This is a genomic window from Spirillospora sp. NPDC029432 (assembly GCF_040703975.1).
GTDB lineage: Bacteria > Actinomycetota > Actinomycetes > Streptosporangiales > Streptosporangiaceae > Spirillospora.
The window spans coordinates 75461-87807 of record NZ_JBEZWH010000015.1 but is presented as its reverse complement, the minus strand read 5'-3'; the positions used below and the strand labels follow the sequence as shown (position 1 = coordinate 87807).

Here is a 12347-nt window from a genome sequence, read left to right as displayed (position 1 = left end):
GCGGTACGGGCAGTGCGCGATGGGGGGCAGGATGGAGGGGTGAACCTACTCGATCTGCTTCCCTCCGGTGCCGACGCCGATCCCGACTCGCTGTACGAGGCGTTCGAGCGATGGGTGTCCGGGCGCGGGATCACGCTGTACCCGGCCCAGGAGGAGGCGCTGATCGAGGCGGTCTCCGGCGCGAACGTGATCCTGGCGACGCCGACCGGGTCGGGCAAGAGCCTGGTGGCGGCCGGGGCGCTGTTCGCGGGGCTGGGGCGCGACGAGGTCGGGTTCTACACGGCGCCGATCAAGGCGCTGGTGTCGGAGAAGTTCTTCGACCTGTGCGAGATGTTCGGCCGCGAGAACGTCGGGATGATGACCGGCGACGCCAGCGTCAACGCGGACGCGCCGATCATCTGCTGCACCGCCGAGGTGCTGGCCAACATCGCGCTGCGGGACGGCGCCCAGGCCGACATCGGCCTGGTGGTCATGGACGAGTTCCACTTCTACGCCGAGCCCGAGCGCGGCTGGGCCTGGCAGATCCCGATCCTGGAGCTGCCGCAGGCGCGGTTCCTGCTGATGTCGGCGACGCTGGGCGACGTCACGTTCTTCCAGAAGGACCTGACGCGGCGGACCGGCCGGCCGACGGCGCTGGTGACCTCGGCGGAACGGCCCGTACCGCTGATCTACGACTACCGGGTCACGCCGCTGCACGAGACGATCGAGGAGCTGCTGCAGGAGCGGAAGGCGCCGATCTACCTGGTGCACTTCACCCAGGCGGCGGCGATCGAGCGGGCGCAGGCGCTGATGAGCATCAACGTCTGCACCAAGGAGGAGAAGGCCCGGATCGCCGAGCTGATCGGCGGCTTCCGGTTCACCACGAAGTTCGGCCGCAACCTGTCGCGGTTCGTCCGGCACGGGATCGGCGTGCACCACGCCGGGATGCTGCCCAAGTACCGGCGGCTGGTCGAGCGGCTCGCGCAGGCCGGCCTCCTCAAGGTCATCTGCGGGACGGACACGCTGGGCGTCGGGGTGAACGTCCCGATCCGCACCGTGGTGTTCACGGCGCTGAGCAAGTACGACGGGCACCGCGTGCGGCGGCTGCGGGCGCGCGAGTTCCACCAGATCGCGGGACGGGCCGGCCGGGCCGGGTTCGACACCGTCGGGTACGTGGTGGCGCAGGCCCCCGAGCACGTCGTGGAGAACGAGAAGGCCCTCGCCAAGGCGGGCGACGACCCCAAGAAGCGGCGCAAGGTGCAGCGCAAGAAGCCGCCGGAGGGCTTCGTCGGCTGGGACGAGGACACGTACACCAAGCTCCAGGCGGCCGAGCCGGAGCTGCTGAAGTCCCGGTTCCAGGTCAGCCACGCGATGCTGCTGTCGGTGATCGCCCGGCCGGGGAACGCCTACCAGGCGATGAAGCGGCTGCTCACCGACAGCCACGAGGACCGCGCGGCGCAGCGCCGGCACATCTCCCGCGCCATCGCGATCTACCGGTCGCTGCTGGCCGGGGGAGTGGTCGAGGTCCTGGACGAGCCCGACGAGCAGGGCCGGTACGCGCGGATCACCGTCGACCTCCAGGAGGACTTCGCGCTCAACCAGCCGCTGTCGACGTTCGCCCTGGCCGCGTTCGAGGTGCTGGACCCGGCGTCGCCGAGCTACGCGCTGGACGTCCTGTCGGTGATCGAGGCGACCCTGGACGACCCGCGCCAGATCGTCGCCGCGCAGCTCAACAAGGCGCGCGGCGAGGCCGTCCAGGAGATGAAGGCCGAGGGGATCGAGTACGAGGAGCGGATGGAGCTGCTCCAGGACGTCGACTACCCGAAGCCCCTCGAAGAGGAGCTGGAGGCCGCGTACGAGATCTACCGCGCGGGCCACCCGTGGGTCGGCGACCATCCGCTGCGGCCCAAGTCCGTCGTGCGGGACATGTACGAGCGGGCGATGACGTTCACCGAGTACATCGCCTACTACGAGCTGGCGCGCGGCGAGGGCCTGGTGCTGCGCTACCTGTCGGGCGCGTACAAGGCGCTGCAGCAGACCGTCCCCGAGTCGATCAAGACCGACGATCTGATCGACCTGATCGAGTGGCTGGGCGAGCTGGTCCGCCAGGTCGACTCCAGCCTGCTGGACGAGTGGGAGCAGCTCGCCAACCCGGCCGACGAGCCGGACGAGGCGATCGAGGAGCGGGTCACCAAGGTCACCGCGAACGCCCGCGCGTTCCGCGTCCTGGTCCGCAACGCGCTGTTCCGCCGCGTGGAGCTGGCCGCGATGGAGCGGTACGGCGACCTCGGCGAGCTGGACCCCGAGTTCGGCGCCGAGGGCTGGCGGGACGCGATGGAGGCCTACTGGGAGGAGCACGACGAGCTCCGGACCGGCCCGGACGCGCGCGGCCCGAAGCTGCTGCAGATCGAGGAGGTCCCCGAGGACGCGCTGTGGCGCGTCCGCCAGGTCTTCGACGACCCGGAGGGGCACCGCGACTGGGGCATCAGCGCCGAGGTCGACCTGGCGGGGTCGGACGAGGCGGGCGAGGCGGTCATCAAGGTCGTGTCGGTCGACCGCCTCTGAGCACCGGGACGGGAACGAGGAGAACGAGGGGAACGAGGGGAACATGGTGCAGATCGCCGTGGCGCAGCTCGCGCCCGGGCAGGACAAGGAACGCAACCTCGCCGACGCCGCCCGGCTGGTGGCCGGCGCCGCCGGCCGCGGCGCGCGGCTGGTGGTCCTGCCCGAGTACGCGATGTTCACCGCGCCCAAGATGGACGAGCGCTTCGCCGAGACGGCCGAGCCGCTGGACGGCCCGTTCGTGAGCGGCCTCCTGCGCCTGGCCCGCGAGCACGGCGCGTACGTGGTGGCCGGTGTCAACGAGACCGTGGACGTGCCGGGCCGCGCGTCGAACACCCTCGTCGCCGCGGCGCCGTCCGGGGAGATCGCGGCGACGTACCGGAAGCTGCACCTGTTCGACGCCTTCGGCTTCACCGAGTCGGACTTCGTCCATCCCGGCGACACCGCGGCGGCGCCGGAGACGTTCGAGGTCGACGGCGTCGTGTTCGGGTTGCAGACCTGCTACGACGTGCGCTTCCCCGAGATCACCCGGCGGCTGGTCGACGCGGGGGCCGATGTCCTCGCGCTGCCGGCCGCCTGGGTGCCCGGCCCCCTCAAGGAGGACCACTGGCGCACCCTCGTCCGCGCCCGCGCCATCGAGAACACGATCTACGTCGCCGCCGCCGGCCAGTGCGCGCCCGCCGGCGCCGGCAACAGCATGATCGTCGATCCGATGGGCGTCACCGTGGCCGCCCTCGGCGAGGGCACCGGCATCGCCTCCGGCGAGGTCTCTCCCGCCCGCATCGCCGAGGTGCGCGGGAAGAACCCGGCGCTGGCCCTGCGCCGCTTCGGGGTGTCCCCGCTCTAGGCCGTCAGATCGGGTAGCGGGTGGCCTCGTCCAGCGGGGTGATCCCCGGTTCGGCCACGGCCTGGGGCTTGGGGGGTACCTCGTGCCCGGCCACCAGGTCCTCCACGGGGGTGCGCGGCGGCAGGGCCCGCCACCGGTCCGCCGCCCGCTCCGGGCGCTGATCGTCGCTCATGCGTCCATCATGCACGGATATGTACGGCGTTGACAGGCTCAGACCATGTACTGGTCGTGGCGCCGCCAGAACTCGGTCCACTCCTCGTCCGACAGCTCCCGGCCGGACGCGGCGATCTCGGCCAGCCCCTCGAAGTACTCCTCGCGCGGGGCGCCGGGCGCGAACATCAGCAGCATCGACGCCGGCTCGCCGGACTCGTTCCGGAACGCGTGGATCCCGCCCTCGGGTATGTGGAGGAAGTCGCCGGGCGCGGCGTCCACCCAGGCCTCGCCGTCGTACAGCCGTACCGTCCCCGACAGGACGAAGAACGACTCGGTGATCGTCCGGTGGAAGTGCGGCGCCGGCCCGGACGGCCGCGGCCCCATGTCCCATCGGTAGAGCCCGAACTTCCCGTCCGTCGAGGCGCCGGTCCTGAGGTAGTGCACCTCCGTGGTCGACGTCGTCAGGTCGGGAGCGGCGTCAGCGCGCCGCAGCACCCCGCTGGTCTCACCCTTGTCGCCGAAATAGCGAGCCTCCGGATATGACATGGTCCCACCCTAGAGATCCCTTGGACCGCGGGAGAGCCGATGGTGGAGACCGAGACGACCGGCGAGCCGGGAGGGCGCGACCGGATCGGCGCGATCGAGCGGCGGTGGCCCTCCGCGCTGGCCGTCCTGCTGGCGGCGGCGATCGTGTTCGGAGGCGAGCGGAGCGCGGCGGACACCGTCGGCGGGTTCGGGGAGGCGCTGCTGCTCCTGCCCCTGGGGTACCTGGCCGTCGCCAAGCTGGAGAACCGGCGGCTCACCTGGCCGGTCATGGCCGGCGTGCTGGTGGCCATGACCCTTCTGATGACCGTTCTGGGGGTGGCGACCCCGATCCCGCCGGCCGCCGCCTTCGCCGCCGTGGCCCTGGCCGTGCTGCTCTGGGGCGCGCTCGGCGAGCGGCCGGAGGACAAGCGGATGTTCGCGGTCCAGGCGGTCGGCCTGGCCGGGTTCGCGGCGCTGGCGCTGACCGGTCTGGCCCTCGACCCGGAGTTGGGCCGCTACGTGGTGGCGGCCGGCTGGTTCCTCCACGGCGTCTGGGACTTCGTCCACTTCAGGCTCGACAAGGTGGTGGCGCGCTCCTACGCCGAATGCTGCGGGATCTTCGACATCCTGGTGGCGGCCGTCCTCGTCCTCCAGCCGCTGTGAGGACGGCCGGGAAGGCGTCTCAGAACCATCCGTCTCATAACTAGGTTTTGAGAATCCGGTAGACGGTCGCGCGGGAGACGGCGAAGCGGGCGGCGAGCTCGGCGGGGGTGCGGCCTGCGGCGTGGAGGGCGCGGGCCTCCTCTGCCTGGGCCTCGGTCAGGGCCGGCGGGCGGCCGCCGCCGGTGGTGCGGGGCGGTTCGGGCGGGGCGTTCAGGAGCGTCCACGCGCCGTCCAGGATCAGGCGCCTGAGCCTGTGCGCCGGCACGTCGTGGAACGCGACGATGGGATCGCCCAGGCCCGCCACCACCTGGGCGGCGCGCACCCGCCGCTCCAGGCGCCGGTCGGGGCCGCAGACCAGGTCGTTCGCCAGGAGCAGGACGGCCTTGAAGCGCTCGGCGACCGGGGCCTGGACGAGCAGCGTCATGTCGCGGACCAGCATGACGAGGGTCTGGCGGTGGCGGAGGCTGACATCGACGTAGCCCTCGATGGCGCGGCGCCGCACGGTCTCGGGGTCGTCGTGCCGCTCGGCCTCGCCGAGGACGGCCTCCAGCTCGTCCAGCAGCGGGAGCGTGAGGTCGCGCAGGAGCTCGTCCTTGGACCCGAAGTGGTAGTAGAGGGCGGCCTTGGTGATGCCGACCTCGTCGGCGATGGCCTGCATCGAGGTCGCGCGGTAGCCGCGCTGCGCGAACAGCGCGCTCGCCGCGTCCAGGATCCGCTGTGGCGTATCGGTCACTCACCCTCCACTTACCGGCGGTCTAGAGGAAATGCTAATGTCCTGACCGACGGTAAGTAGTGAGGAGGTCCGGTATGGCCGAGCCCATCACCTTCCACGGTCGCGCGGGGCGGCTCTTCCTCCCGGAGGGCCGTGCCACGCGGGTCCCGTGCGTGGTGCTGTGCCACGGGTTCAGCGGAACGATGGACCGGCTGTTCCCGCACGCGGAGGGGTGCGCGGCCGCCGGGATGGCGGCCCTGGTGTTCGACTACCGCAACTTCGGGGAGAGCGAGGGCGAGCCCCGGCAGCTGGCCGACATCGACGGCCAGCTGGAGGACCTGCGGGCGGCGGTCGCGTACGCGCGCGGGCGCGAGGAGATCGACCCGGACCGCATCCTGCTCTGGGGCAACTCCCTCGGCGGAGCCCACGCCATCAACGCGGGAGCGGACGACCCGCGCGTCGTCGCCGTGGTCGCGCAGATCCCGTTCAACGGGTTCCCGCGCAAGGTCGAGGGCCGGACGGCGCGGCAGACGCTGCGCCTCCAGGCCGCCATCCTCTGGGACGCCCTCCGCGGGCGGCTGGGGCTGAGCCCGTACTACATCCCGATGGTGGGTGCGCCCGGCACGCTCGCGGTGGTCGCGACCCGCGAGGCCGAGCAGCACATCAGGACGCTGTCCGGGGACGGCGGGCTGTGGCGCAACAGCGTCGCGCCGCGCGCGTTCCTGCGGATGGCGCGCTACCGGCCGGCCCCGGAGCGGCTCCGCGTCCCGCTGCTGGTCTGCGTCGCCGCCGACGACCGCGAGACGCCGGAGGAGACGACCCGCGCGCTCGCCGAGCGCGCCCCGGAAGGCGAGTTGAAGCGCTACCCCGGGACGCATTTCGGCTTCTACGACGACCCCGCGACGAGGGAGCGGGTCATGGCGGACCAGATCGCGTTCCTCACCGCCCGCCTGGACGGAGCGCGCTGAGGGCGACCACTTGCCTCGCCTATCGTTTCTCGATAGATTTCGATCGTGACTCGATCGTAGGAGAGATGATGGGAAAGCTGACCGTCCTCGCGCTGCGCGCCGTGCTCGTGATGCTGCTCGCCGGTTCGGTGTTCGTCCAGGCGGTGATGGTGCCGCTGCTGGGCCGGGACCTGGAGGGGATCGGCGAGGAGCTCGCGTACCCGCCCGCCGCGTTCCTCGTCCTCGTGATCCTCGGCGTCGGGACGGCCCAGGTCGTCCTCGTCTGCGTGTGGCGGCTGGTGACGATGGTGCGGTGCGGGACCGTGTTCTCCCACGCCGCCTTCCGGTACGTGCACATCGTGATCGGCGCGATCGTGGCGGCGGCCGTCCTGCTGTTCGTGCTCGGGGTCTTCCTGGCGCCGGGCGAGGCCGTCGCCCCCGGTATCGTCCTCTTGATCGGCGGAGGTGTCGTCGCGGTGCTGGGGGTCGCGCTCGTGGTGCTCGTACTGCGGATGCTGCTCGCCCAGGCCGCGCGGATGCGGGCCGAGCTGGACGAGGTGATCTGATGCCGATCGTCGTCGACATCGACGTCATGCTGGCCAGGCGGAAGATGTCCGTGGGAGAGCTCGCCGACCGCGTCGGGATCACGCCCGCCAACCTGGCCGTACTGAAGAACGGCCGCGCCAAGGCCGTCCGCTTCGCGACGCTCGCCGCCCTCTGCGAGGCGCTCGACTGCCAGCCGGGAGACCTGCTGCGCTGGGAGAACGGCACCGCCGCGGACGAGTGACTCCGGCGACGGGTACGGCCGTACGTGACGGGAAGGAGCCACCAGTGATGCGGTGGACTCTGCGCAACGGCTACGACAGCACCCTGGGCGAAGTCCGGTGGGACCGCCTCGGCGATCCCGGCGCCGATCCCCTCGTGCTGCTGCACGGGACGCCGTTCTCCTCGTTCATCTGGCGCGACATCGCCCCCGCCCTGGCCGCGACCCGTTCGGTGTACGTCTTCGACCTTCCCGGCTACGGCGCCTCGGCCAAGCACGAAGGCCAGGAGCTCTCCCTGGACGCGCTGGCCGGCGTCTTCACCGAGCTGATCGGGCACTGGGGGCTCTCCTCCCCGGACGTCGTCGCGCACGACTCCGGCGGCGCCGTCGCGCTCGGCGCCCACGTGGACCGCGGCGTCCCGTACCGGCGCCTGGCCCTGGTCGACGCCGTGTCACTGGCCCCCTGGGGCAGCGAGTTCTTCGCCCTGGTGGGGGAGCACCCCGACGTGTTCAGCCGCCTTCCGGAACGGCTTCACCGCCTCATGCTCCGCGAGTACGTGGCCACGGCCAGCTCGCCCGGCCTGCGCCCCGACGTCCTGGACGCCCTCACCGCTCCCTGGCTCGGCCCGGACGGCCAGGCGGCCTTCTACCGCCAGCTCGCCCAGCGCCGCGCCGACCAGTCGTACACCGACCGCATCCGGCACGGCTACGCCGCCATCGCGGTGCCCGTCCTGGTGTGCTGGGGCGCCGACGACACCTGGGTCCCGCCCGACCGCGGCCGCGAACTGGCCGCGCTCGTCCCCGGCGCCGAACTCCGCGTCCTGGACACCGCCGGCCACCTGCTCTCCGAAGACCGCCCCGCCGAACTCACGGCGGCCCTGCTCACCTTCTTCCAGGGCGCTGCCTGACTCCGCACAGCGCATGGCCAGGAGGAGACTCCCGTCATTGCCCGCGTCGTGCGGTCGCACGCTGGGCCGGATCGACGCCTAGTCAGACGGGCGGCATCAGGTCGCTCTCGCTGATGGTGTACGTCAGCGGGGGATAGATGAAGTCCGTTTCATTGTTCTCGCGGCGCCGTAGCCGGTAGAACTCCTGCCTCTGCTCATCGTCGGCCAGCGTGAGGCGCGCTCCGTGCGGGAGGTACGCATGCCCGTCGCGGAACTGAACGAAGGTCTTCGACGTTCGGAAGGTCACGCCCAGCCATCGGTTGTCCGGCGTCCGGGCGGGCGCGTCTAGGACGATCTTGTGCTTGAGGCGCCGGTTCGAGTCGACGGAAAACGCGACGATGCCGTTGTGGGAGAGGGGGATCTCGAATCTCTCGCCACCGGGCTCCTTCGGCTCGAAGATCAGCTTCCTTGGCGGGCTCGCTTCGGGATGCCGGTAGCAGGAGAACACGGCGATGAACGACCCGTCGGCCAGATCGAGGGCCTGGTCGGAATGGCCGCCCATCTTTCTGTAGGCGTTCGTGTAGGTCTCGATGAGAGCGTTGTTGAAGCCGACCGGAAGCTCCGCGCGTTCTCGGATCTGCTGCGCCAGCCGTTCGTGCACCGGCCGGAAGCGCTGCGTCGGGCTGCCGTATCGCGTGGTCGTGCGTACGAGAGGTACGCCGTCCGTCTCGTCGGCCCTGGTGAGGGTGGCGCCTCGGCGGCCTTTTCCTACGTCTTCCAGGTGAGCCGACGCGGACAGCTCCGCGAAGAGATCCTCCTCGGCCGGAAGAGTGTACGCCCGGATCTCCTCCGGGATTCTAGACTCGGGGGGCAATGTAGTCTCCCGCGTTCATGCTGAAGAGGAACTCGTCGCCGTAGTCGATGAAGGACGAGGTTCTGTTCTCCTCGGCGTACAGCCTGCGCAGCTCGTTCATGCCCGCCTGCGTGGGCGGCTCCAGCTCCACCAGATCCTCGTCCATTTTGAGGAACGTTCGACCGTCCTTGTGAACGGCCTCGGCGCTCGAACAGCGCACCACGTATCCCAAGCGGATCGGGAGCGACTCGGCGTCCAGTGCCGAGGGCCTGATCTCGTGCGTGTACAGGCGGTTGGTGGACAGCGGCATGAAGAACACGGAGCCGGGATAGAGAGTCAGGGTGAACTGCTGCGGGAACGTGCCCCCGCCGCGTTCTCCGTTCGGCTCCTTGAGACGGAAGCGGAGCCTGGTGAGCCCGCTGGTGCCCTTCACGCCGTAGTCGAAGGCGTCCTCGGCCAGGGGCCGCAGCCTGTCGAGCCGGTCGTAGAAGGTGCAGAAGGCCATGATGCCGTTGGCGGGCATGTCCTTGGTCTTGTCGGCATGGGACGAGATCTTGGCCTTGGACTGCTTGCGCTCGGCCGTGGCGGCGGTGTTGTGGTAGATCTGCGCGAGGACGTGGTTCAGCGGCGCATGGTTCCGGAAGACGGCGGCGGCCTCGCGGTTCAGCGCCTCGACGATGCGCGTGTCGGTCGGGCGGAAGGTCTCGGTCGGCCCCGAGAAGTTCGTGGAGCAGCGGAGCAGGCGGAAATGCAGTTCGTCGCCGTTTCGTGTGACGGGCGTCAGGTAGATTCCGCTGCGGTGTGCTGTTCCGGGCTTGGTGGATTCCGTCAGCGACTGGAACGCGTGCTCCGTGCGGATCCGTCCGAAGTGATCGGCGTCGAGGTCGAAAAAACGGCGGTAGTACACGCCGGCGCCGTGCACACGGATGGGGACCTGGCCGACGCCGACAAGGGGCCAGGATTTGCCGGCGTCCTCGCGGTGACCGTGCGACAACTCCCGGATGACGAAAACCCGGGCCGCCGCATGCAGGCGGCCGTCGCTGATCCCGGATACATCGCCGCACAGGTAGACGGTCTTCTGCGTGAGATCGGGAGAACCGGAAGCAAGGTCCTCCGGCGTGACCACGGACCCGAAGAAGTCTCTGATCGATTCATTGTCGTGCAATGTCGAGGGCGCGACCAGGATGTTGCCCGAATCGTCGATACAGGCTTCCATGGGATTTATTGTGTTCATCAAACTGTACCTGCCGTTCGCATCCTGAGGCGCGACCGCCCGGCCATTCAATGGAGTTCCGGACGGTTGCGGTGCAAGATTAGCATCCTGCGGGCGACCGTACCCTGGCCGTACGGTGCTCGTGGGCCTTCGGTGACGGAGTTCGAGTCGTCGGATAAAGCCTTTGCGGGCGGACGCGAAGGTCCGCGATCACCTTGATAGCGTAGGCGCCGTACCGCTCGACGATCTCGGAGAGGTGACCAGGCTGCACGGCGAGGCCCATGAGATGTGCTTCATCGCCAACTCGGTCGACTTCCCCGTCCGCAACGAGCCCGCGGTCGAAGCGGCCTGATCAGTACTCGGCGGCGACGGCCTGGTCGGTCGGGGAAACCTCCCGGGGGGTTGGCGCGTCTTCTTCTCGCAGGCCCGATCGCAATGTCCCTTTGGTGGCTCTCGGGCGGGCTGAAGGAGGCGGTGTGGAACCGTTCAGGATCCGCCGCCGGGACGTGTGGGCCGTGGGGCGGCGCGGCTGGCGCGGCCGGCTGCGGAGCTCCGGCGTGCTGGTGCCGCTGGCGATCGGGCTCGCGATGCTGACCGGCGGGGCGTTGTGGTACTGGGAGGCGCAGGCGTTCGCCCGCCGCTCGGTCGTGACCGAGGCCGTGGTCGTCAAGGTGGAGCCGCCCTACCGGCTGGAACAGGAGGACGGCCCGCCGATCGTGGTCCACAGCGGCATGGTGCGTTACCGGGTGGCGGGACGGGCGGTCACCGCCAGGCTCACGCTGGCGTCCTGCCGGCCGGGCCCATGTGCGAGCCGCGCCGCGCTCGGCGACCGGCTGACCGTCGCGTACGACCCCGGGGCCGTGGGGCGGGCGAGGCGCGCGCCACCGGGCGGGCTCTCGGGCGCGCCCGAGCCCGCGATGCTGCTGCTGGCCGGGATCGGGGTGCTGTTCGTCGCGGCGGCGGCGTACTCGCTGCTGTCGTTCACCGAAGCCTGAACGGGAGCCGGGAAAACGGGGCGGGGTCCGCGGCACGAATTCGCGGGTCGGCGTGTGCCCGAATGTGCCGTGCCGCCGGTCTCAGTGTTCGCGGCCGGCCGCGGCCTCTTCGCCCGATTTCGGGAAGACCGCGGGAACCTCGTTGTCCAGGACGACGCGGCCGAGCAGGGCCGCGAGGGTCTCCCGTTCGGCGGGGGTGAGGCCGGCGGGGAGTTCGTCGACGCGGCGGGAGGTCTCGGCGTAGAACTCCTCCGCCAGCCTGCTGCCCCGCGGGGTGAGGGCGACGCGGACGGCGCGGGTGTCGTGCGGGTCCGGCTCGCGGCGGACCAGGCCGTTGCGTTCGGTACGGTCCACCAGGCCGGTGAGGCTCGACTTGGCCAGCCTCAGGATCGCCCCCAGTTCGCTCATCCCGTAGGGCTGTGCCATCAGGACGCACAGCAATTGGCCCTGCTGTGCGGTCACGCCGTGTTCCCGGGCGGACTCGGTGTACACGGCGTTCACCATGAATGCGGAGCGGACGAGCGCGGAAACGACCCCCAGCGGTCCATCGATCTGCTTACCCACCAGGTCAGGGTAGCACCGGAAGGGCGGGCAGTTCGTGGAGCGAACTGTAGGGTTTCAGCTTTCGGTGGCGAGGGTCACGCCGAGGCCGATGAAGACGCCTCCCGTCGCGACGTCCACGCGGCGGCGGAACGTGCGGCGCTCGCGGAGCCGGCCGCCGATGCGGCCCGCCAGGACGCCGACCGTGCCGTCGGCGAGGGCCTCCAGGGCGATCATGACGGTGCCGAGGATCGCGAACTGGATCCAGACCGGGCCCAGCGCCGGGTCGACGAACTGCGGCAGGAACGCCACCGTGAACGTGATCGTCTGCGGGTTGGCCATGGTGGAGACCAGGCCGTTGGCGTAGGCGCGGCGCCCCGACATGCCGCCCGCGGGGGTCTCGTCGCCGGCGTTGCGGCGGCGGATCATTTGGACGCCCAGGTAGACCAGGTAGGCGGCGCCGGCGATCCGTACCACGGTGAACGCCACCGGCGCCGCCGTCAGGAGTGCCGACAGGCCCGCGGCGGCGACCGCGACGAAGAGCGCGTCCCCGGTGATCACTCCCGCGGTGGCCAGCAGGCCGGCGCGCGGGCCGCCCCGGACGCCGCAGCCGAGGACGAACAGCATGTCCGGCCCGGGGGTGACCATGGCGACGATCGTGGCCAGGGTGAACGCGGCGAGCAGCTGCGGGTCGATCGGCATGCGGTG

15 protein-coding genes are annotated in these 12347 nt (G+C 70.7%); 8 read left to right on the top strand and 7 right to left on the bottom strand.

The window, feature by feature from the left end:
- The first annotated feature begins 39 nt into the window (after positions 1–39).
- Together AB0881_RS14935 and AB0881_RS14930 are read left to right on the top strand one after the other, a co-directional pair.
- Positions 40–2544 carry a DUF3516 domain-containing protein gene (locus AB0881_RS14935; protein WP_366617339.1) on the top strand — a complete coding sequence of 835 codons (2505 nt, stop codon included), beginning with the start codon at positions 40–42 and terminating at the stop codon, positions 2542–2544.
- Positions 2545–2587: 43 nt separating this feature from the next.
- The gene (locus tag AB0881_RS14930; protein WP_366617338.1) at positions 2588–3388 is read left to right on the top strand and encodes a carbon-nitrogen hydrolase family protein; all 801 of its coding nucleotides are present in this window, start codon (positions 2588–2590) and stop codon (positions 3386–3388) included.
- A gap of 4 nt (positions 3389–3392) precedes the next feature.
- On the opposite strand, the gene AB0881_RS14925 is transcribed toward AB0881_RS14930, so the two are convergent.
- Together AB0881_RS14925 and AB0881_RS14920 are read right to left on the bottom strand one after the other, a co-directional pair.
- Entirely contained in the window at positions 3393–3560 is a 168-nt protein-coding gene (locus AB0881_RS14925) for a hypothetical protein (RefSeq protein ID WP_366617336.1), read from the bottom strand.
- 38 nt (positions 3561–3598) lie between these two features.
- Positions 3599–4087 (bottom strand): cupin domain-containing protein, encoded by a 489-nt coding sequence (locus AB0881_RS14920; protein ID WP_366617335.1) that lies wholly within the window; start codon positions 4085–4087, stop codon positions 3599–3601.
- Positions 4088–4126: 39 nt separating this feature from the next.
- Between AB0881_RS14920 and AB0881_RS14915 the strand changes: the two genes are divergently transcribed.
- Positions 4127–4729 (top strand): hypothetical protein, encoded by a 603-nt coding sequence (locus AB0881_RS14915; protein ID WP_366617333.1) that lies wholly within the window; start codon positions 4127–4129, stop codon positions 4727–4729.
- 40 nt (positions 4730–4769) lie between these two features.
- On the opposite strand, the gene AB0881_RS14910 is transcribed toward AB0881_RS14915, so the two are convergent.
- A complete protein-coding gene (locus tag AB0881_RS14910) occupies positions 4770–5462 on the bottom strand; it encodes a TetR family transcriptional regulator (protein ID WP_366617331.1) in 693 nt (230 codons plus the stop codon).
- Between the two features lie 74 nt (positions 5463–5536).
- On the opposite strand from AB0881_RS14910, the gene AB0881_RS14905 reads away from it, so the two are divergent.
- From AB0881_RS14905 to AB0881_RS14890, 4 genes are all read left to right on the top strand, one after another.
- On the top strand, positions 5537–6409 hold the full coding sequence (locus AB0881_RS14905) for an alpha/beta fold hydrolase (RefSeq protein ID WP_366617329.1): 873 nt from the start codon (positions 5537–5539) through the stop codon (positions 6407–6409).
- A 65-nt stretch (positions 6410–6474) separates the two neighbouring features.
- The gene (locus tag AB0881_RS14900) at positions 6475–6954 is read left to right on the top strand and encodes a DUF2975 domain-containing protein (protein ID WP_366617327.1); all 480 of its coding nucleotides are present in this window, start codon (positions 6475–6477) and stop codon (positions 6952–6954) included.
- On the top strand, positions 6954–7175 hold the full coding sequence (locus tag AB0881_RS14895; RefSeq protein ID WP_366617326.1) for a helix-turn-helix transcriptional regulator: 222 nt from the start codon (positions 6954–6956) through the stop codon (positions 7173–7175). The genes AB0881_RS14900 and AB0881_RS14895 overlap by 1 nt, the downstream gene beginning before the upstream one ends.
- 47 nt (positions 7176–7222) lie before the next feature.
- A complete protein-coding gene (locus AB0881_RS14890; protein WP_366617324.1) occupies positions 7223–8059 on the top strand; it encodes an alpha/beta hydrolase in 837 nt (278 codons plus the stop codon).
- Positions 8060–8141: 82 nt separating this feature from the next.
- Here AB0881_RS14890 and AB0881_RS14885 read toward each other — a convergent pair whose 3' ends face one another.
- Positions 8142–8912, bottom strand: a complete 771-nt coding sequence (locus AB0881_RS14885) for a hypothetical protein (RefSeq protein WP_366617323.1) — start codon at positions 8910–8912, stop codon at positions 8142–8144.
- A complete protein-coding gene (locus AB0881_RS14880; RefSeq protein ID WP_366617321.1) occupies positions 8896–10107 on the bottom strand; it encodes a hypothetical protein in 1212 nt (403 codons plus the stop codon). The genes AB0881_RS14885 and AB0881_RS14880 overlap by 17 nt, the downstream gene beginning before the upstream one ends.
- 473 nt (positions 10108–10580) lie before the next feature.
- Here AB0881_RS14880 and AB0881_RS14875 point away from each other — a divergent pair, with 473 nt between their 5' ends.
- On the top strand, positions 10581–11099 hold the full coding sequence (locus AB0881_RS14875; RefSeq protein ID WP_366617319.1) for a DUF3592 domain-containing protein: 519 nt from the start codon (positions 10581–10583) through the stop codon (positions 11097–11099).
- A gap of 81 nt (positions 11100–11180) precedes the next feature.
- Here AB0881_RS14875 and AB0881_RS14870 read toward each other — a convergent pair whose 3' ends face one another.
- Positions 11181–11663 (bottom strand): MarR family transcriptional regulator, encoded by a 483-nt coding sequence (locus tag AB0881_RS14870; protein WP_366617318.1) that lies wholly within the window; start codon positions 11661–11663, stop codon positions 11181–11183.
- Positions 11664–11717: 54 nt separating this feature from the next.
- Complete coding sequence (locus tag AB0881_RS14865; RefSeq protein WP_366617317.1) at positions 11718–12341, bottom strand: LysE family translocator; 624 nt, start codon at positions 12339–12341, stop codon at positions 11718–11720.
- Between the last annotated feature and the right edge of the window lie 6 nt (positions 12342–12347).